The following is a 20,966-nucleotide window of genomic DNA, read 5'->3' as shown; positions in this document are numbered from 1 at the left end:
GATTTACTAGTTGCTTAAGCGACTAGTTTAATATTATTTCTCGTTGCGACGACGAACGATAAGTTTGTCAGATTTCGCTTTCTTGTTACGAGTTTTAAGACCAAGAGCAGGTTTGCCCCATGGAGTAGATGGTGCTTTACGACCAACTGGTGCTTTACCTTCACCACCACCGTGTGGGTGATCGTTAGGGTTCATTACAGAACCACGAACTGTTGGGCGGATACCTTTCCAACGGCTACGTCCTGCTTTACCAAGGTTTACAAGTCCATGTTGTTCATTTCCGACAACACCAACTGTAGCACGGCAAGTTCCAAGAATCATACGAACTTCACCTGATTGAAGACGAACAAGAACGTATTTGCCTTCAGAACCCAATACTTGAGCAGATGCTCCAGCAGCACGTACCAATTCACCACCACGACCTGGTTTTAACTCGATGTTGTGGATCAAAGTACCAACTGGGATGTTAGCAAGTGGAAGAGCGTTTCCGACTTTGATATCTGCTTCTGGACCTGAAACGATACGTTGACCTACTTCAAGACCTTTTGGAGCGATGATGTATGCTTTCACACCGTCAGTGTAGTGTACAAGAGCGATGTTTGCAGAACGGTTTGGATCGTACTCGATTGTTTTAACAACTGCTTCAACGTTGTCTTTGTTACGTTTGAAGTCAACCAAACGGTAGAAACGTTTGTGTCCACCACCTTGGTGACGAACTGTGATACGACCGTTGTTATTACGACCAGCCTTGCTCTTCAATGCAACAAGCAATGATTTTTCAGGAGTGCTTGTTGTGATTTCAGCGAAATCCAAAGAAGTCATATTACGGCGACCGTTTGTTGTTGGTTTATAAACACGAATTCCCACGATATTTCCTCCTTAGATTATTCAGCTTCAGCAGCAAACAACTCGATTGCTTTAGAATCAGCTGTAAGTGTGATGATAGCTTTTTTAGTTTTGTTAGTAAAACCAGTGTAACGTCCAACACGTTTAGCTTTTGGTTTTACGTTGATTGTGTTAACATTAGCAACTTTAACACCTTCGAAAGCAGCTTCAACAGCTTGCTTGATCAAAAGTTTGTGTGCACGAGTGTCAACTTCAAATACATATTTTCCTGCTTCAAGTTGAGCCATTGAGCTTTCAGTGATGACAGGTTTTTTGATAACATCATACAAATTCATTATGCAAGAACCTCCTCGATTTTAGAGATAGCTGCTTGTGTGACAAGAAGTTTGTCGCTATTTGCGATGTCAAGAACACTTGCAGTTGTAGCAGTTGCAACTTTCACATTTGGAAGGTTACGAGCTGAAAGAGCTGCGAATTCATTTCCTTCTTCAAGGATAACAAGAACTTTAGAATCGATGCTCAATGCTGCAAGAACTTTTGCAAATTCAGCAGTTTTTGGAGCTGTAAATTCAAGAGAATCAACGGCTACAAATTTGTTTTCAGCAACTTTTTCAGAGTAAACTGATTTAAGAGCTAGGCGACGAACTTTTTGTGGAAGTTTGTAGCCGTATGAACGTGGAGTTGGCCCGAAGACAACACCACCACCACGCCATTGTGGTGAGCGGATAGAACCTTGACGAGCACGTCCAGTTCCTTTTTGACGCCATGGTTTGCGTCCACCACCTGATACTGCAGAGCGGTTTTTAACAGCGTGTGTTCCTTGACGAAGGCTTGCGCGTTGGCTGATGATTACATCAAACACAACTGATTCATTTGGTTCGATACCAAATACTGCATCGTTAAGAACAACTTCGCCCGCTTGTTTACCAGTTTGGTCGAATAATGTTACATTTGCCATTTTGACTGTATTCCCCTTTCCTTATTATTTACCAGCTTTAACTGCTGACTTGATAGTGATAAGAGATTTCTTAGCACCTGGTACGTTACCTTTGATAAGGATGACGTTCTTTTCTGGAACAACTTGTACAACTTCAAGGTTTTGAATTGTTACGCGGTCGCCACCCATACGTCCTGCAAGGTTTTTACCTTTGAATACGCGGTTAGGTGCAACAGGTCCCATAGAACCTGGACGACGGTGGTAACGAGAACCGTGAGCCATTGGTCCACGTGATTGTCCGTGGCGTTTGATAACACCTTGGAAACCTTTACCTTTAGAAGTACCAGTTACGTCAACAACGTCTCCAGCTGCGAATGTTTCAACTGTGATTTCAGCGCCAACTTCCAAGCCTTCAACGTTTTTGAATTCACGAATGAAGCGCTTAGGAGCCGTGTTAGCTTTCGCTACATGTCCTTTAGCAGGTTTGTTGCTCAATACTTCGCGTTTATCATCGAAACCAACTTGGATAGCGTTGTATCCGTCTGTTTCAACAGTTTTAACTTGAAGAACAACGTTTGGAGTTACTTCAATAACTGTTACAGGGATCAATTCGCCAGCTTCAGTGAAGATTTGAGTCATTCCCACTTTTTTCCCTAAGATTCCTTTTGTCATGAGAAAATAGTTCCTTTTCTATATTTTTTATTCAAAAAGTTTTTAACGAGCGTTTTTTATGCTCAGGTCTAAGATACAAAGGGCGTCAAACTCAAAGTGAAAATAGGAAACTGACGCAGTGTCTAGCAGACACTAGGAAGTTTGTCTTTTTCACACCGAGTTTAGCCCGTGTTCAATTAGATTGAAACACCAGCCTCTGCTCTTTTATATTTTAGATTAAAGTTTGATTTCTACGTTTACACCACTTGGAAGATCCAATTTCATCAAAGCATCAACTGTTTTTTGAGTTGGGTTAACGATATCGATCAAACGTTTGTGTGTACGCATTTCAAATTGTTCGCGAGAGTCTTTATATTTGTGAGTCGCACGAATGATTGTGTAGAGGCTACGTTCAGTTGGAAGTGGGATTGGACCCGCAACTTGTGCACCTGTACGAGTAGCTGATTCTACGATTTTTGCAGCCGCTGTATCAAGCGTACGGTGTTCGTAAGCTTTCAAACGGATACGGATTTTTTTGTTTGCCATCTTTTTCTCCTTTTCGTCTATTTAAGATAATAGGCTAGCTCCACAAGAAAACCGACGCGGTGTTGCGTGGCAATGCAACCGAGCGTGTCGCAACCTCTTGCATCAAAGCTAAAGCTGTAATTTACAGCACCATAATAGAATAACACAAAGCCCCTGCGATTGCAAGGGATTTGTTGCTGTTTTTTCGTTTTTTTACGATGAAATTGTTTTCCTATTTTTTCTTTCTAAAATTAGGGATTTTCTTCTATATAAATAACTCAAGTTCTCTTGACCTCAAATTTATCTTCTGATTGTTTCACTAGAATGTCCGCCTCTGACTCGGTTTCTTTATAGTAGTGTAGATATTGCTCCCGTCTCATCTGATGGCTAACCAATATAAAGGATGCATCGCGATTTCTCACTGTCGTATCTCGATCTAGACGCCTTTTTAATTCGGTCTCCTCATCCGTGTAGAAACAGATGGTTTTGTCAAAGAGTTCCTTTGGCAGAAAGCCAACAGACATCCCTTCGACAATCAGAATTGGCTTTGCTCCAGACAAGACCTCACTAGCTTTCCAAGGTTCTTCAATTATTAAGATATCCATACCTGCCTGCAAGGCTAAGATATCTCTCCGCAAACTTGCCAATTCATGTGCCACCGGCAGACAGGCTGTCACCTTTTGATTTGGCTCGTCCTTGGGTACTACCAGATGGCGTTCTGAGGTGATATAGGGATCTGTTTCTAGCAAATTTACTGTAGTAGAATCTAAAGCTTGGTACAATTCCTGTGCAAAGGTTGATTTACCTGAAGCCCCATGACCGTATATTCCCAGTGTCCTGACTTTCCCCGTCTCGATATCTGAGACTAGTTGGTCTACTAAGTCTTTTTTCTTCATTCTCTCTTCACCTGTTCATAGCTTTCTTTTCCGTCATTAAGCTTGTCCCAAATCACTACTTGCCCACTTTGGAGCGATTTTTGCACATCGATAATTCGTTGGTTGGACGACCCTCGAAACTGGAGCATGAGATTTCTCTTAGTTCGGTCATACCGTCCATCGACAAGAATGTCAATCAGTGATAAGAGTTCCAGTTTGTCTGGAGTCTCCAGCATCATTTCTTCCCAAGTGTAGCCCGTCCAGGACCAGATGTCCTTGTCTGGCAATTCCTTCCGAATGCGCTTAACGAGTGGCAAGAGAATGCCAGTATTGAGAAAAGGCTCTCCTCCCAACAAAGTCAAGCCCTGAACATAGGGCTGGGCAAGGTCTGCCATGATCTGTTCTTCTAATTCTGCTGTATAGGGAATGCCAGCATTGAAGGACCAGGTGGCAACATTATAACATCCCTCGCAGTGAAACATGCAGCCTGATACATAGAGAGAGTTGCGCACACCTTCACCATCCACAAAGTTGAAGGCCTTGTAGTCAATGATACGCCCTTGACTGAGTTCCTCGCTTTTCCATTCTTGTGGTTTTGGATTATTCATTCGCTACCTCTATCCAATAACGCTCGACCCCATTACGAACATCCTCAATGAGACCTCCATTTGCTAGAATAACTGCTCTGCTAGCAGAGTTATTCACGCTACAGGTTACAAGAGTTTTCTTGATGTTCTTTGCCTTAGCAACTTGCAAGCCCTGACGGAGAGTCTCTTTTGCATAACCCTTGCCTCTTTCAGATGGACGAATGGAGTAGCCAATGTGGCCAGCATAATTCAGTAAACCCTCATCCAGTCTCAATCGCAAATTCAAAAATCCTAGAGCACGACCTACATCATCAAATGATACAAATTGAATAGAAGGAACACGATTTTCAGGCAAGTTTATTCCCATCTCTTTTTGCATATTTGTTTCCAACCACTCTTCGTACACAAAGTTCTCTGTATCCCAAAATCCTCCATCATGGGCTGATTGGCTCTTTTCAAACTCTGCCATCATCTCTAAAACTGTTTCTTTATCTGCTAATCTTGGTCTGCGTAGTTCCATCCTTACCTCCCACTATGAGAAAAGCGAGAGCTGACTCTCACTTTTATTTTTTCTTGTTCTTGTTTAAAAATTGTTCTTTGAGGTTGAGCAAGCGTTCTTTCTTACCAGCTCCACCTTTAGAGTGTTTCTCGTGATAACGTGTCACTTGTGCGCGACCCTTATCGTCTAATTGATATTTTCCCATTTCATTTCTTTCTAATTTGTTACTTGATGGCCAGCTATTTTAATAGTTGAGCCATTCATGTGTTTGACACGCGCAGCGATTTCCTTGTGACGTCCATTAACCATCGGTCTCGCTTGAGGATTACCTAGATAGCCACAAGTCCGTTTAACAACGTCTACTGTTTTAGGGTCGCTATTGCCACAGTTGGGACAAGCAAAGCCTCTTTCAGTCGGTTCAAAATCCCCTTCAAAGTCACACTTATAGCAACGGTCAATCGGAGTATTGGTCCCTAGATAGCCTACACGGTCATAGGCATAGTCCCAGACAGCTTCCAAGGCCTTTGGATTTTGCTGAAGGACTGGATACTCACAATAATGGATGAAACCACCTGACGCACCTGCTTCTGGATAGACTTTTTCAAAATCCAATTTTTCAAACGGTGTTGGATTTTTACGAACATCGTAGTGGAAAGAATTGGTGTAGTATTCCTTGTCTGTGATATCAGGAATAGAGCCAAACTTGTCTGTATCTAGTCGGCAGAAACGGTCTGTCAAACTTTCAGATGGTGTTGAGTAGATAGAGAAATGATAGCCATACTGGTCAGACCACTCTTCTACACGGCGTTTCATATCGCGAATGATGTCTAGCGTGAATTCCTTGGCTTCTGGATTGTGTTCCCAGCTATTTCCAAAGAAGACGGTAGCCACTTCGTACAAACCGATGTAACCCAGCGAAACGGTTGCCCGACAATTCTTAAAGAGCTGGTCAACGCTTTCTTCTTTACCTAGACGATGGCCAAAAGCACCGTACTGATAGAGGATAGGAGCATTCGCTGGTGTCGCCTCTTTAGTGCGTTCGACACGATAAACCAGAGCATCTTCAGCGATATTCATCCGCTCGTTGAAGATTTCCCAGAACTTATTCATGTCGCCCTCAGACTCGAGGGCAATACGAGGAAGGTTGACCGTCACAACACCTAAATTCATCCGACCTGAATTAACTTCTATACCATTCTCATCCTTCCATCCTTGAAGGAAAGAACGGCAGCCCATAGGAACCTTGAAAGAACCAGTCAACTCGATAATCTTATCGTAAGACAAGACGTCTGGATACATCCGTTTAGTTGCACATTCTAGAGTCAACTGCTTGATATCATAGTTGGGAGTTCCTTCCTCTAAGTTGAGACCTCGTTTCAGAGTAAAAATGAGTTTAGGAAAGATAGCCGTACGATGTTCCGAACCAAGCCCCTTGATGCGAATGTTTAAAATAGCTTTTTGAATTTCCCGTTCGAAACGGCTAGTTCCTAAACCAAAACCGAGCGAAGTAAAAGGTGTTTGTCCATTTGAAGTGAAGAGGGTGTTGATTTCATACTCAAGAGATTGCATGGCATCGTAGATGTCCTTTTGCGTTTTCTTCCAAGCGTAATCTTCCCGTTTTTCAGGCAAGACCCACTCTTCTGCATCTTTGAGATGTTTTTGATAGTTCTTCTCTGCATAAGGCGCCAGGATTTCATCGATACGGTCAGCTGAACAGCCACCGTACTGGCTAGAAGCAACGTTGGCGATGATTTGAGAAATCTGTGCTGTCGCAGTCTGGATAGACTTGGGACTTTCTACCTCTGCATTTCCAATCTTAAAACCATTTTCCAACATCCCCTTGAAATCAATCAAACAGCAGTTGGTCATAGGGGTATAGGGACTGTAGTCCAAATCGTGATAGTGAATATCCCCCTTTTGGTGGGCATTGGCTACGTGCTTGGGAAGCATTTGCAGTCCGATTGATTTCCCAACAATCCCTGCTGTCAAATCACGCTGGGTATTAAAGACATCGCTGTCTTTATTGGCATTTTCATTGACAACTGTCTGGTCTTTGTTGAGAAGTTTATGAATACTAAAGTTGATATCCGTCGCTTTTGAGCGCTCAAAATCCCTTTGCGTCCGATAAGTAATATACTCCTCAGCTAGCGCATATTCTTTGGCTTCAAGGAGTTCATGTTCTACGATATTTTGAATTTCGTAAATCTTAACCCCCTGTGGAAAGCGACTATGAATTTCTGTGACAATTCGCTCGGTCAGAGCATTTAGGCGCTTTTCGACTAAGGGTGTCACATCCATAACCTTGTCTGCCGCCTTGTGGAGAGCCTTGTCAATCTTGTCCACATCAAATACAACACGTCTCCCATCTCGTTTCTCGACGAAGAGAGTTGGCAAAATTGTAATTTTTTCTTCTAGTGCAATCATATGCATGCTCTTTTCTAAAATGTTCTTTCTAAAAAGTATTATACCACTCTAAAAAGAAAAATCAATATCTTGTGGTAAAAATCCTAAAATTTTTAAAAATACACAAGATATTGATTTAGTTATTTAATTTTATAGACTTTAAACTCTGAGTAATCTGTCTTTACTGGTTGATAATTTTCTTTTAAGAGTGTTTCTACTTCAGACCAGACTGGCACCTTGTCATTTACCACAATCACCTTGGGTTGTTTTTCTTTCAAGTCATTGAGTAGCTTATTCCGGTTTTCCTCAGTTGCTGTATAGTGCACGGGAGACAAAATCACCGATGGCGACAAGCGCTCACTCTTACGATAAAGAGTCGCAGTATCATCCCATGCATAGATAGCATCTTCCGTATTTGTCTCCTCTTTTACCAAATCAGCAAGACGATTACGTTCTTGATAAGGTACCGGATAAAGGACTAACTTCATCAAAAAAGGAATAGACAAAAGATAGACAAGCCCTAAAACTGGCAGATATAGATTTCCTTTGAAGAAACGACTCCATAGACTAACTGGCGTTTCTCTTCGTCTTCGTCTAACACTACGCCCCCTCTGTTGACTCTTAATATTGGTTACCAATAAAAGTAGAAAAACAGGAAAGACGACCATCAAACAGGAAGCGTGCAGAGGCTCCTGTGAAAAGAAAAGTAAAATCAAACCTAAAATTGTCACAAGACTTGCAGGAACCGAAATGACGTATAGTTTAGAGGGTTTGGATTGAAAGAGACCTAAAAAGATACAAACCACAAATCCCAAACCAAGGGACAACAAGCCATAAAAAGCCATATTCTCTAAAATTTTAGAAGTGAAATCAAAGCGAATACTGTCAATGGGATAGCGAATACCACTAATAGCATCCCCAAAACTTCCTGTTGCAACACTATAGTAGGCAGTTGGATAAAAGACAAGTGAAAAACCTAAAGCCACTGCAAGAAACTGATAAAACCCATGCACAAAGCGTCTATGCCCAAGGTTAAAGACCAACAAGCCTAAACTCACTACAGCAATAAACAGGAGCGATGATAAGGGAGCAAAGAAAAATCCGCCTGCCAAAGCTAGCCCAATCCGTACAAATCCCTTATCATGACTTGGATTGCTTAGGTAAGCCGCAACTAAACTAAAGGCTGCGAATAAGAAAGGAAGCGCTAAAAGAGTCGCATAGCCTCCACCAAAAGCAAGACCTGTAACTAGCATGTAAAAAATAGTCACCAGTTGTCCAGCTTGGTCTCCTTGATTTGTCAAGGTGTCCGCTGATCTAAAAAGGAAAAATCCGCCTGCTACCAAGGCTAACCACTCAAAGATGGCAAAGAAAAATCCGCCCTGACTCACGTAAGTCAGCAAATAATAAAGCAAACCTTGACTTCCATAATAGTCGCTGTAAATCTTCCCTGTCTGATGAAGCGCCCAACCTGCATAAAAATCCTGCACTTCCTGTGCACTCATTAAGTCGAGTAATAGCGGTACTCCTAGAGTTATCCCCGTTACAAGCGTACTCCATAGTAAAATTTTCACCAAAGGAAGACGACTTGATTCACGATGATGCGATTCTTGTTCGATTTGGTATTCTAGAGGTTCACGATTCTCCTGATGAACTTCTTCTACTCTACCATACACACTCATATCGTTTCTCCTATTCAATTTATCTGTCTTAGTATATCAAAAAGTCCTAGGATTGTCAGCTTGCGATGGCTGTTTGAGTGATTTTTTGCATAGTTTCACAAAGGTTTCAATTTCCCGAAAGCGATGTAAATTCGTCTGTTTAAATGTTATGATATAATCCAATTCTTTCTGAGTCAGCATCGTCCCTCCCTATATCTTTCTATTCGTAAAAAGCAAGAAAAAGAGGACTCGGTCATTTCCTAAGTCCTAGATTTCTTATAAGATTGGGGCGAATAACTGGGCGATTTCTTTTACAAGCTTTTGATACCAGCTCGTTTTGATAGAATGAGGATAGACTTCCTGAGAATCTGCAAATATATTTTGAAAATCTCGGGCGATTTCTATTATAGAAGGAGTTTTATAGAGTAAAACTGCATTTTCATAATGGTGTACCAAGCTTCGGTAGTCGAGATTGATCGTCCCCACCACCGCAAAATCTTCGTCTACCAACATCTGCTTACTATGAATAAAACCTGGGCTATACTCATAAATTCGAACACCAGCAGAAAGAAGGTCTGGATAAGCCCCTCTTGTGACTAACTGAATGAACTTCTTATCTGGTATGTAAGGGGTGATAATTCGAACATCGACCCCTCTCATAGCAGCATTTTTGATTGTCTCCGTTAAATCATAGTCTATGATCAAATAAGGTGTCGTAATATAAACCGATTCAGTTGCTTGATTGATCAAACTCTGATAAACCTTTTTCCCTACCTGCGTTCGAAAAATTGGCTTGGGTCCACTTCCGTATGGAATGGTTAATCCATCACTTGGGATAGAATGATTTTCTAAATGATATTGATCAAAATCACTAATCTCTCCTCGATTGATGTACCAAGTGGTTAAAAACAAGCGTGTCAGGGCTTTTACTGCTAGTCCGTCTAAGCGAATTCCACTATCCTTCCAATAACCAAATCTCTCGACGTGGTTAATGTACTCATCTGCCAGATTGACCCCACCAGTATAGGCTATCTGACCATCAACAATCAATATTTTTCTATGATCTCTGTTATTATAGGCCACTGTCAAACGAGGAATAACTTTATTGAATTTATGGGCCTCGATGCCTAGCTGACGAAGTCGATGTGCATAATCTCCTGTTAAAGTAGCCATACAGCCAATATCGTCATAGAGCAGTTTAACTTCAATGCCTTGAGCAACTTTTTGCTCCAAGATTTCTAAAATACGATTCCACATCAAACCTTCTTCTATAATGTAATATTCCAAGAAGATAAATTTCTCAGCCTTTTTGAGATCTTCTACCATCTTTTTCCACATAGCTTCTCCGTTAGGAAAAAATGTAGAGGCAGTTTGATCATAGACATCAGCATTGGTATCCATACTCAATAAGGACTTAATGACGCCATATGCCGCCTTGTCACTTTCTTTTAATTCCTCTTTTAGTAGCTGGCTATTTGCTTCTTGGAAATGCATGGAGCCTAGCTTCTTCAGTTGTTTGATTTCTTTTTTGGACAATCGCCTCTCACCAAACATCAGATAGAGCAAGGGGCCAAATACTGGCACAAAGGCTACTAATAACCAGGTTACCTTATTCTCAGGAGTCGTATTACGGTTGACTATCGAAATGATTGTGATGATACTCAGTAGAATGAGGACAGTAATCCATAAAATGGGGGCCATGCGCCCTAAATAAAGAAAGAGACCAAAAACCAGACAAAGTTCAAGTAGCATAATCGAAAGACTAAAGCCATACTTGGACATCAATAATTGAAATTTCCTATATTTCATATCCCCTCCTTGATATTTTGAATGCTAAAAACAAGTAATTGATACTAGTATAACTCAGCTATTCGACAGAAGGCAAGTATTTATGATTATTTTCTAGGTAAAAGTAAAAAGGATGAAAAATCCAGCCTTTTCTACTTGCATAGTCTTATTTAGTTAAAACGATTTGGTCCGATGGGTCTCTATCCATATCATCTACGATGATTTGATTACCGTTTACAGTGTAAATTTTGACATCATCACCAATAATCATGCGTTGATTTGCTGCATCAAATGTGACCTGTTTGACTTTCTGATCCCCGTCAGATTCGAGCTCAGTCCATGTACCAGTCGTTCCAGTGACCACTAAAGTGATACGGTCTCCGTCATCTTGGCCTGTATAAGTCCCATCAATATCAGTCGGTTGAGCCTCAGGTGCATTTTGTGAAGAACTTGTTGCTACCTGGTTTGTATTTTCTGTAGACGATGAAGCAGCAGGTTGTGATTGCTGAGTTTGTTATATTTGTGCTTGAGCTGCTGGTTGTTGAATCTGTTGAGCTCTTTGTGAACAAGCTACTACGAGACTAAGACTTGCTAGAGAAGCAAGAGAAAGTGTGAATCTTTTTAATTTCATGATGGATTTCCTTTCTACTACCAATTTAGAGAAATTTTCTCTAACCAGCAATTCCCCTAGTATAACAAAGACAAAAGAAGAGGTCAATTTATCTGCTCACGTTCCAGCAAGTAGCCCCGTACTTCTGAGATAAAATAGAGAGACCCTGTAATGAATAACAAGTCCTGCGTATTTGCTCTTTCTTCAAAACTGCTGATAAATTCTCGGTAAGAAGAAACTATATCGTAACCTGTTACATCTGTCTCATCCAAAGAACCTTGATAGTCAAAGCCAGTCACCTTGAGTTCCACCTGAGGTAAATTTTCAGTCAGATAACCCAACATCCCTTGATAATCCTTCCGTTTCAAGGCTCCAAATAGGATTTGAGGACGATAGGCTTCCTGCTCTTTTTCTTTGATAAACTCAACCAAGCGAGTCAAGGCAGGGAGGTTATGAGCACCATCCAAGTAAATCTGTGGGCGAATACGCTCCAAACGCCCAGCCCAATGGGTCTTCTCCAAAGCCTGTCTTACAACCTGCTCATCAACAACTTCCTTTCCTTCTCCCATAAAGAGAAGAAATGCTTGCAACGCCAAGGCCGCATTTTCCTGCTGATAAGCTCCTTCTAAGCCTATGTTCAACTGTGAAAGATTTAGTAAAGAGCTTGAAAAATTACCATTCAGCATTGAAAAATCTTGACCTGCCTGATAAAGATCAACAGCTAAAGAGTCTGCTTTTTTCTGACAGACAAGCCTAGCTTCTGGAGGCAATTTCGCAATCACTGCCTTCTTACCAGCCTTGAAAATACCAGCTTTCTGCTCTGCGATTGCTTCCAGACTATCACCCAAGGTTTCCTGATGGTCAAGCCCAATGGAGGTGATAACAGCAAGCTCTCCAGTTACCACATTGGTCGTGTCAAGTAAGCCGCCAATTCCCACTTCTAGTAAAACCAAATCCACTTCTTGCTCTCTAAAATAAAGAAAAGCAATCAAGGTCAGCAGTTCAAAAAAGGACAACTGATCATGGGTTTGCAGAAGCGTTTTCTCCATCTCCTTGACCTGCTCAGCCAAACGGATGAAGTCTGTGTCTGCTATAGGTTGCCCATTAATGCAGATTCGATCATTGATAGAGACGATATGAGGAGAGGTAAAAGTCGCAACTTTTTTGCCATGTCCCATAAATAACTCCCTCATAAAAGCAATGGTAGATCCTTTCCCATTAGTCCCTGTTACATGGATAATAGGATAAGACTGCTCTGGATTCCCTAACAAATCCACCGCTTGCTGTATTCTGCCTAAACCTGATCGAAAATTCAAACCAATCCGACTATAAAGCCATTCTTCTACTTCAAACATACACATCTCCTTGACAAAAGTCTAATCAATTATCTAGCAAAATTCCGTAGATAATCATGACCACCCGTCTAACGGGTGGTTTGTACCAGGGCTATAAGCCCAAATTACCAGCCAGCGCCTAAAGACGCTGGCTTTCACTTTGTTCAAGCCTTATTGCTCTTGACTCGTCACTTACCTCTTAAAGAGACTTTAGTATTACTTACCACTATCCCTAAAGGGATCCTCATATTCTTTTACACTCAATTTATCTAGTGCTATATCATGCTTTACTCGTTCTCAAATTTTCATACTCGTGAAGAAATCATCCACTGGATAATTTCTTTAATCTTGAATATATTTCCTAATTGTGGCTTCATTAAGCCCTACTGTACTTACATAATAACCTTCCGCCCAGAAATGCCGATTTCCAAACTTGTACTTGAGATTGGCGTGTTTGTCAAACATCATGAGTGCACTTTTTCCTTTTAAATAACTCATGAAACTCGAAACACTTATCCTCGGCGGAATACTTACTAACATATGTACATGATTAGGCATTAAGTGACCCTCGATAATTTCAATACCTTTATAACTACACAAACGATGAAATATTTCGCCTAAACTACTTCGATATTGATTATAGATGACTTTTCGTCTATACTTAGGGGTGAACACAATATGATAGAACACATCCACTTTGTGTGAGATAAACTATGAGCCTTTTGTGCCATATTTTTTCTCCTTTCGCTTTACAAGTGGATTGAACACCTTTATTGTATCGCGTTTGGAGTTTTTTGGTATAGCCTTCGACGCGCACCCGCATAGCGGGTGGTTTTTTTGTCTCGCACCTAGCGGAGCGAGACGGACTGAAAGTCACATAACAAAAAATGAGGTCAGGATTTTCGTCCCGACCTCTTACCTGGTTAGCTAATTACTAGCAACTATGAATGTTAACGTGGGCTAAAAACATCCACTGGACGTTCCAACTCTTCCAATTTCTAGGAGTTGGGGTAAAAATATCCCCCGGATATTTTTACTCCTCCATAAAGCTGTTGAAGACTTCTTCAATCATGTTCCATTCGTCTTCTGAGTCTTCTGGGATTGGTTGCAATTCGCCTTCTGTTCCATCTTCATTTTCAATGAATGAGTAAGCTTGGATTTCAACTTGTCCGTCTTCGTCTTCTTCTGCGTTAACTGGTACTAGAAGAACATAGTTTTTACCAAATTCTTCTTTTCCATCAATTGTCAAAAGGATTTCAAACAAGGTTTCATTTCCTTGCTCATCTACTAGTGTGATTAGTTCACGTTCTTCGTGGTCGTGGTTATGATCGTGTGACATATCCTCTCCTTTATATTAAAATTTTCTATCTAAATAATTTTGTAAAATCAGCTGAGCTGCTAACTTATCAATGACTTTCTTGCGCTTATTGCGACTGATATCTGCTTGTTCAATCAACATACGCTCAGCAGCCACTGTTGTCAAGCGTTCATCCTGATAGTCTACTGGTAAACCAAAAAACTCTTCTAGCTTTGCTCCGTAGGCTTGACTAGCTTCTACGCGCGGTCCGCTTGTATTGTTCATGTTTTTAGGCAGGCCCACTACAAATCGTTCCACCTTGTAAGTATCAACCAGCTCCTTAACGCGGTCAAAACCAAATTGGCCTTGCTCCTCATTGATTTGGATGATTTCAAGCCCTTGAGCTGTAAAACCGAGCGGATCGCTAATGGCCACCCCTACCGTTTTTGAACCGACGTCCAATCCCATAATTCTCATAGGTTACAGATCGACTCCTTGTCCTTTAAGGTAGTAGCGAACCAATTCCTCAACGATTTCATCACGCTCATACTTACGGATTTGATTTCGTGCATTATTATAACGAGGAACGTAGGCAGGGTCTCCACTCAATACGTAACCTACGATTTGGTTAATTGGGTTGTAGCCCTTATCGTTCAACGAAGCATAAACATCTGTCAAAGTTTCGCTAATTTCTTTTTTATTGGAATCGTCCAATTTAAAACGTACGGTTTCTTCAGTAAATCCCATTCTAACACCCTCTTTCCTTAGAATAGTACCATTATAGCATAATTCCTTACCTTCTACAATTCAGGCAGTTTATTTATTTGGATTTTCTATTGTTCTGTCGCACCATTTGCCAATCTGTCTGAAATATATTTGCTCGGTTCATTCTTCAAAAGATTTTCTAAGCCAATGTTCTTCAAATATTCTAACTGAGAAGCCTTCTTGACATCCAGAACTTGAAAATCAAAACTAGTCGTTGTTTGAAGTTCTGTTGCACTCAATAGTTTTGTTTCAAGCTTAAATCCTGCTAATTTACGAGCTTCTATGATGGAGTCGTCTTTCTCTTCCGCCTCGAGAAGAGCTTTTTGAGTTTCCTCCACTCCATGTTGGTCAATGTAGGTCTTCAGCTCATCTGAGACTGGACGCTTTTGTTGGATAGTTAGACTCAAAAAAATCTTGTCTTTGTAAGTAATGGTTTGGGTCTGCTGGCTACCATCATCTGACTTGGGCAAGACCAAAGTCTTGGTTACAACTGTATTCTTCTCAGCATTTTCAATAACTGGCAATGCCGACTGAAGCGTATCTTTTTCTGTTTTTGTAGCTGGTCCAGTTTCTTTTTTCTGTCCGCAACCAACCAGGACAAAAAGGAAAGCTAGACTAACAAGAACTATTTTTTTCATTTCTTTCTTCTTTCTTTTTGAAATTAAAATAGAATAAGACTGGGAATTGCTCCCAGCCTTGATGTTTATAGAGCTGCACGCAAACGTGCTTCTGCATTTTCTACATTACGGACAGAGCGTGGTAGGAAGGCACGAATATCGTCTTCCTTATAGCCAACTTGCAGGCGTTTTTCATCTACAAGGATTGGGCTCTTTAAAATTCTAGGTGTTTCCATAATCAGATTGAGGACTTCGTTAACACTCAAATCTTCAATATCCACTCCAAGGGCTTTGGCATAGCGATTTTTAGATGAAACGATACTGGCTATTCCGTTATCTGTTTTGGTTAGAATATCCAGTAATTCTTCTCGCGTAATTCCTTCTTTACCAAGGTTTTGTTCTTTATAACTTAACTGGTGGGCATTAAGCCAGGTTTTTGCTTTTTTACAGCTAGTACAACTTGAGACTGTATAAATTTTAATCATGTACCTACCCCTTTCGCTACATGTTACTATCAGTTTAGTCTATTATACCATAAAAAACATCCGACTTGCGACCTATTTTTAATTTTTTTTGACTTTTTTCGTCATTTTCGTACTTTTTTCTTGACAAACAACTAAATGACTATCAACTCTTTTGGAGCTAGGGTCAATAATTCACAACCTGTCTCTGTAATCAGGATATCATCCTCGATACGAACGCCATATTTGCCTTCGATATAGATACCTGGTTCATCGGTCAAGGCCATACCTGCCTTAATAGTTTCTGTAGAAGTTTGGCTAAAGTAAGGCTCTTCATGGATATCCAGTCCAATACCGTGTCCGATACCGTGGGTAAAGTAGTCACCATAGCCTGCCTCGATGATAATATCACGAGGAATTTTGTCAAAGTCACGGAAACCTAAGCCAGCCTTAGCCTGTTCAATCAAGGCTTGGTTAGCTTTTAGAACTGTATTGTAAATCTCTGCTTGCTCGTCGCTGACATGCCCCAGATAGATAGTCCGTGTCATATCACTGACATAGTGGTCGTAGAGGCAACCGAAGTCCATGGTAATAGCTTCTCCTAGCTCCACTGGTTTGTGCATAGGATGGGCATGGGGTTTGGAAGAATTGATACCGCTAGCTAGAATGGTGTCAAAAGACAAGCCAGATGCTCCTAGCTCCCGCATACGGAAGTCAAGGAAGTTGGCAATCTCAATTTCAGTCTTTCCTGGCTTGATAAAGTCAAGCGCATCTCGGAAAGCTTGGTCTGAGATAGAACAAGCCTTGCGAATAGCTGCAATCTCCGCTTCATCCTTAATCATTCGGAGTCCTTCAACAAATTGAGTTTGTGGAAGCAAGTCAATTCCTTCAAAGGCGGCCTGCATACGATGATAATAAGAAACTGAAATCTCATCTTCAAAACCGATTCGAGACAAGCCCATGTCCTTAACAATGCCTGCAATGACAGCCAATTCATCACGGTCAGCCACAATCTCAAAACCACTGGTTTCTTGCTTGGCTGCAATGATATAGCGAGAGTCTGTCACCAAGACCTGACGGTCACGGCTGATAAAGACTGTTCCGTTTGAGCCCCAAAAACCAGTCAGGTAATAGACGTTTTTAAGGTTATTGATGATGATACCATCTAGTTCTTTTTCTTGCATTTTAGCTAGAAATGCTTGTACACGTTTATTCATGATGTAACTTTCCTTTCAAATAATGTCCTGTGTAGCTGGCTTCATTGGCCGCTACTTCTTCTGGAGTTCCTGTTGCGATGATGGTTCCACCACCGACACCGCCCTCAGGTCCCAAGTCAATAATATGGTCTGCCGTCTTGATAACATCCAGATTGTGCTCAATGACAAGAACTGTATTGCCATCATCGACAAAGCGAGCTAAAACCTTGAGCAAGCGAGCGATATCCTCGGTATGAAGACCTGTCGTCGGCTCATCCAGAATGTAGAAAGATTTTCCTGTCGATCGTTTGTGGAGTTCACTAGCCAGCTTCATACGCTGGGCTTCTCCCCCAGAAAGGGTGGTAGCTGGTTGTCCTAGCGTTACATATCCCAGTCCCACATCCTTGATGGTCTGAAGTTTACGTTGAATTTTCGGAATATGTTGGAAAAATTCTACCGCATCGTTAACAGTCATGTCCAAGACCTGCGAGATATTTTTTTCCTTGTAGTGTACTTCTAGGGTTTCACTGTTGTAGCGGGTTCCGTGGCAAACTTCACAAGCCACATAAACATCTGGCAAGAAGTGCATCTCAATCTTGATAATCCCATCACCTGAGCAGGCTTCACAACGACCACCCTTGACGTTGAAACTGAAACGCCCCTTCTTGTAGCCTCGAATTTTGGCTTCATTTGTCTGAGCAAATAGGTCACGTATATCGTCAAAAACTCCTGTATAGGTAGCTGGGTTGGACCTAGGAGTTCGTCCAATTGGACTCTGGTCAATGTCAATCAAGCGGTCTACATGCTCAATCCCTGTAATCTTTTTAAACTTACCAGGCTTATCTGAATTACGGTTGAGCTTCTGGGCAATAGCTTTTTTGAGGATGCTGTTGATTAAGGTTGATTTCCCTGAGCCCGACACACCTGTCACTGCGATAAATTTTCCTAGTGGGAAGCGAGCCGTTATATTTTGCAAGTTGTTCTCACGCGCTCCTGTCACTTCGATAAAACGACCATTTCCTACACGGCGCTCGTCTGGTACTGGAATGGCACGTTTGCCTGACAAGTACTGGCCTGTGATAGACTTGCTGTTGCGAGCAACCTGTTTAGGCGTACCTGCGGCGACAATCTCCCCACCAAATACTCCCGCACCAGGACCAACGTCAATCAGATAATCAGCCTCACGCATGGTATCTTCGTCATGTTCCACTACTATGAGAGTATTGCCCAAGTCACGCATCTTTTTGAGACTGGCAATCAGACGATCATTATCCCTCTGGTGAAGACCGATTGACGGCTCATCTAGGATATAGAGGACACCTGAGAGGTTGGAGCCAATCTGGGTTGCCAAACGAATACGCTGACTTTCCCCACCCGAAAGGGTTCCTGCCGAACGTGACAAGGTTAGATAGTTAAGGCCCACGTTATTGAGGAAGGTCAAACGATCCTTGATTTCCTTGAGAATAGGGCGAGCAATGATGGCTTCATTTTCAGACAAGGTTAACTGGCTCACCAACTCCAAGTGGTCTGCGATAGACAGGTCTGAGATTTCTCCGATATGTGGTCCTTGCTCGCCACCAACACGGACAGACAAGGCCTGGTCATTGAGACGATAGCCGTGACAGGTTCCGCAGGTCAGCTCATTCATGTAGAGACGCATCTGGGTGCGGGTATAATCGCTGTTTGTCTCGTGATAACGACGCTTGATATTATTGATAACTCCCTCAAAAGGAATGTCAATATCGCGCACACCACCAAATTCATTCTCATAGTGGAAATGGAATTCCTTGCCATCTGAGCCGTAGAGAATCAAGTTTTTATCTTCTTCTGACAAGTCCTCAAAAGGCTTATCCATATCCACTCCAAAGGTCGTCATAGCCTGCTCTAGCATGTTTGGATAGTAGTTGGATGAGATAGGATTCCAAGGTGCTAGCGCTCCCTCACGTAAGGTCTTGCTGGCGTCTGGCACTACCAAATCAGTATCCACCTCCAACTTGATGCCCAAACCGTCACACTCACTACAAGAGCCAAAAGGAGCATTGAAGGAGAAGAGACGTGGCTCTAACTCTGGAACAGTAAAGCCACAAACTGGGCAGGCATAATGCTCAGAGAAGAGCAACTCCGAATCGTCCATAGTGTCGATAATGACATAGCCTTCTGCGATACGAAGGGCAGCCTCAATGGAATCAAAGAGACGACTACGAATGCCCTCCTTGATGACAATACGGTCAACCACGACATCGATATTGTGTTGCTTGCTCTTGGACAAGTCTGGCACTTCGGTCACATCATAGACTTCCCCATCCACACGGACACGGACATACCCATCTTTCTGAACCTTCTCGATAACACTCTTATGTTGACCTTTTTTCTTGCGGATGACAGGGGCCAAAATCTGCAAGCGCTGGCGTTCAGGTAACTCCAAAACCTTATCAACGATTTGCTCCACAGAAGAAGCATTGATAGCTCCATGTCCGTTGATACAGTAAGGCGTCCCCACACGTGCGTAGAGGAGACGCAGATAGTCATTGATTTCAGTCGTCGTTCCCACCGTCGAGCGAGGATTTTTACTAGTCGTTTTCTGGTCGATGGAAATAGCTGGGCTGAGACCATCAATGGCATCTACATCTGGTTTTTCCATATTTCCCAAGAACTGACGAGCGTAGGCGGACAAACTCTCTACATAGCGACGTTGTCCCTCCGCATAGAGGGTATCAAAAGCCAGACTGGACTTCCCTGAACCTGACAAGCCAGTCACGACAACCAACTTGTCTCGCGGAATCTCCACATCAATATTTTTTAAATTATGGGCACGCGCCCCATGAATGACAATTTTATCTTGCATCTTTGTTCTTTCTAGTCCATTATTGCTTACCATTATACCAAAAAAAGTGAGATTCTATTACCCAAAAGGCTGAATTTGTAGTATAATCAAGAACTGCTTGTTTTATGTTTCTTTAGAGCTTCCTAACCCTTATATCACGCGCTTTTTAATAAAAATTACTAACATTACTATTTACTACTTGCTCCCCTAAAGTACGCAAAAAGGGGAGCAAAAAAGCCCTCGAAAGGGCTACTAATTCGATGAGTTCAGCAGGCAAGAAACTAGCACGGTCAAACGTGCTTTTTTTATTGCTGGTTGCTGATAGGTATATTATACCATGAAGCGCGTGGTTTATAAGATTATGACCTCACAAAAGCCCCCAGATTCGTTTCTGAGAGCTTCTAGTTTATCCATGGTGTTTTAGTTGTCCAGTACGAAACCAAGTGAAATAGGGGCGAATATGAAGCCTACGCCTACATTTGCCAACATTTACGCTTCTAATTCTTGTAGTAAGGTTAAATCTAAACCATCAAGGTCAACATCTATTTCAAAATCCATGTTTAAATCTATCTCCATACCCTCTAATTGGATATTCTCCAAATCAATCAAAAAATATTCAATCATGTCATCCCCCCTCACTTAAATCTCAACATTTCTCAACAAAACACCACAAACGCCTACTTATACACTTCTAGCTCTCCGTTCTGGTGGATTCTCGCAAAGTTTAAGACGGCTATCTGTTTGTATCGGTGGTAGCTAGTGGAGCTAGTACCTGCCATCTCTACGCATTCGCTTATAGTTTTCTTTCTCATGTAGCAATAATGGATAATAAAGTATTTTCTGGCTCGTTTGTTCTCTATACTGTTGATGTCATGGGCGAATATCTCCAACCCCTCACGGATTGCCTTTTCATGTTCACCACTCAAATTCCACCGATCAGGTAAGATAAGTTTCCAAGCCTCTTCGTCTATCCTAACTTGGTTTTCACTCCCTGCCATCCTCTGGAAACGTAGAAAGTAAGTCATCCGCTCTCTGACGTTCATCATCGTTTTAAACTTATCCAGCTCCATTAGTTCGCTCCTTTGTGATATAA

Annotated in this window: 22 protein-coding genes and 2 pseudogenes; all 24 read right to left on the bottom strand. The window is 41.8% G+C overall.

What is annotated here, in order from left to right; genetic code table 11:
- Positions 1-33: 33 nt before the first annotated feature.
- On the bottom strand, positions 34-867 hold the full coding sequence (gene rplB / locus HT719_RS06770) for a 50S ribosomal protein L2 (RefSeq protein ID WP_000512911.1): 834 nt from the start codon (positions 865-867) through the stop codon (positions 34-36).
- Between the two features lie 17 nt (positions 868-884).
- Positions 885-1,181: a 50S ribosomal protein L23 gene (locus HT719_RS06765; protein ID WP_001055347.1), complete on the bottom strand. Its 297-nt coding sequence runs from the start codon at positions 1,179-1,181 to the stop codon at positions 885-887.
- Positions 1,181-1,804, bottom strand: coding sequence for a 50S ribosomal protein L4 (rplD, locus tag HT719_RS06760; RefSeq protein WP_000024553.1), 624 nt, complete (start codon positions 1,802-1,804; stop codon positions 1,181-1,183). Before rplD ends, HT719_RS06765 begins: the two co-directional genes overlap by 1 nt.
- 24 nt (positions 1,805-1,828) lie before the next feature.
- Positions 1,829-2,455 (bottom strand): 50S ribosomal protein L3, encoded by a 627-nt coding sequence (gene rplC, locus HT719_RS06755; protein WP_172928656.1) that lies wholly within the window; start codon positions 2,453-2,455, stop codon positions 1,829-1,831.
- A 216-nt stretch (positions 2,456-2,671) separates the two neighbouring features.
- Entirely contained in the window at positions 2,672-2,980 is a 309-nt protein-coding gene (rpsJ, locus tag HT719_RS06750) for a 30S ribosomal protein S10 (protein ID WP_001284513.1), read from the bottom strand.
- Between the two features lie 257 nt (positions 2,981-3,237).
- The gene (locus HT719_RS06745; protein ID WP_172928654.1) at positions 3,238-3,855 is read right to left on the bottom strand and encodes a phosphoribulokinase; all 618 of its coding nucleotides are present in this window, start codon (positions 3,853-3,855) and stop codon (positions 3,238-3,240) included.
- On the bottom strand, positions 3,852-4,442 hold the full coding sequence (gene nrdG / locus HT719_RS06740) for an anaerobic ribonucleoside-triphosphate reductase activating protein (RefSeq protein WP_033678521.1): 591 nt from the start codon (positions 4,440-4,442) through the stop codon (positions 3,852-3,854). The genes HT719_RS06745 and nrdG overlap by 4 nt, the downstream gene beginning before the upstream one ends.
- Positions 4,435-4,941, bottom strand: a complete 507-nt coding sequence (locus tag HT719_RS06735; RefSeq protein WP_172928653.1) for a GNAT family N-acetyltransferase — start codon at positions 4,939-4,941, stop codon at positions 4,435-4,437. The genes nrdG and HT719_RS06735 overlap by 8 nt, the downstream gene beginning before the upstream one ends.
- Positions 4,942-4,984: 43 nt before the next feature.
- The gene (locus tag HT719_RS06730) at positions 4,985-5,125 is read right to left on the bottom strand and encodes a hypothetical protein (protein WP_000521615.1); all 141 of its coding nucleotides are present in this window, start codon (positions 5,123-5,125) and stop codon (positions 4,985-4,987) included.
- Positions 5,126-5,136: 11 nt separating this feature from the next.
- Positions 5,137-7,344, bottom strand: a complete 2,208-nt coding sequence (gene nrdD / locus HT719_RS06725) for an anaerobic ribonucleoside-triphosphate reductase (RefSeq protein WP_172928651.1) — start codon at positions 7,342-7,344, stop codon at positions 5,137-5,139.
- Between the two features lie 119 nt (positions 7,345-7,463).
- Positions 7,464-9,002 (bottom strand): damage-inducible protein CinA, encoded by a 1,539-nt coding sequence (locus HT719_RS06720; RefSeq protein WP_172928649.1) that lies wholly within the window; start codon positions 9,000-9,002, stop codon positions 7,464-7,466.
- Between the two features lie 255 nt (positions 9,003-9,257).
- A complete protein-coding gene (gene cls / locus HT719_RS06715) occupies positions 9,258-10,790 on the bottom strand; it encodes a cardiolipin synthase (protein WP_166731305.1) in 1,533 nt (510 codons plus the stop codon).
- Between the two features lie 145 nt (positions 10,791-10,935).
- Positions 10,936-11,400: pseudogene (locus HT719_RS06710) on the bottom strand (SP_0198 family lipoprotein).
- A gap of 83 nt (positions 11,401-11,483) precedes the next feature.
- The gene (locus HT719_RS06705) at positions 11,484-12,734 is read right to left on the bottom strand and encodes a folylpolyglutamate synthase/dihydrofolate synthase family protein (protein ID WP_172928647.1); all 1,251 of its coding nucleotides are present in this window, start codon (positions 12,732-12,734) and stop codon (positions 11,484-11,486) included.
- Positions 12,735-12,929: 195 nt separating this feature from the next.
- Positions 12,930-13,444, bottom strand: a pseudogene (gene tnpA, locus HT719_RS06700) (IS200/IS605 family transposase).
- A 302-nt stretch (positions 13,445-13,746) separates the two neighbouring features.
- Positions 13,747-14,052, bottom strand: coding sequence for a DUF1292 domain-containing protein (locus HT719_RS06695; protein WP_000017620.1), 306 nt, complete (start codon positions 14,050-14,052; stop codon positions 13,747-13,749).
- A 15-nt stretch (positions 14,053-14,067) separates the two neighbouring features.
- Entirely contained in the window at positions 14,068-14,487 is a 420-nt protein-coding gene (ruvX, locus tag HT719_RS06690) for a Holliday junction resolvase RuvX (RefSeq protein ID WP_001808830.1), read from the bottom strand.
- 3 nt (positions 14,488-14,490) lie between these two features.
- A complete protein-coding gene (locus tag HT719_RS06685) occupies positions 14,491-14,757 on the bottom strand; it encodes an IreB family regulatory phosphoprotein (protein ID WP_000507059.1) in 267 nt (88 codons plus the stop codon).
- Positions 14,758-14,843: 86 nt separating this feature from the next.
- Positions 14,844-15,413 carry an SP0191 family lipoprotein gene (locus HT719_RS06680; protein WP_172928645.1) on the bottom strand — a complete coding sequence of 190 codons (570 nt, stop codon included), beginning with the start codon at positions 15,411-15,413 and terminating at the stop codon, positions 14,844-14,846.
- Between the two features lie 65 nt (positions 15,414-15,478).
- Positions 15,479-15,877 carry a transcriptional regulator Spx gene (gene spx, locus HT719_RS06675; protein ID WP_000591165.1) on the bottom strand — a complete coding sequence of 133 codons (399 nt, stop codon included), beginning with the start codon at positions 15,875-15,877 and terminating at the stop codon, positions 15,479-15,481.
- A gap of 131 nt (positions 15,878-16,008) precedes the next feature.
- A complete protein-coding gene (locus tag HT719_RS06670; protein WP_023939696.1) occupies positions 16,009-17,070 on the bottom strand; it encodes a Xaa-Pro peptidase family protein in 1,062 nt (353 codons plus the stop codon).
- Complete coding sequence (uvrA, locus tag HT719_RS06665; RefSeq protein ID WP_172928643.1) at positions 17,063-19,894, bottom strand: excinuclease ABC subunit UvrA; 2,832 nt, start codon at positions 19,892-19,894, stop codon at positions 17,063-17,065. The genes HT719_RS06670 and uvrA overlap by 8 nt, the downstream gene beginning before the upstream one ends.
- 468 nt (positions 19,895-20,362) lie before the next feature.
- Positions 20,363-20,497, bottom strand: coding sequence for a hypothetical protein (locus HT719_RS11925; protein WP_275690479.1), 135 nt, complete (start codon positions 20,495-20,497; stop codon positions 20,363-20,365).
- A 53-nt stretch (positions 20,498-20,550) separates the two neighbouring features.
- Entirely contained in the window at positions 20,551-20,943 is a 393-nt protein-coding gene (locus tag HT719_RS06660; protein ID WP_138700093.1) for a transcriptional regulator, read from the bottom strand.
- Between the last annotated feature and the right edge of the window lie 23 nt (positions 20,944-20,966).

Origin of the sequence: Streptococcus sp. k-378 (assembly GCF_013277505.1) — a bacterium.
GTDB lineage: Bacteria > Bacillota > Bacilli > Lactobacillales > Streptococcaceae > Streptococcus > Streptococcus pseudopneumoniae.
This window is presented reverse-complemented; position numbering and strand designations above follow the sequence as displayed.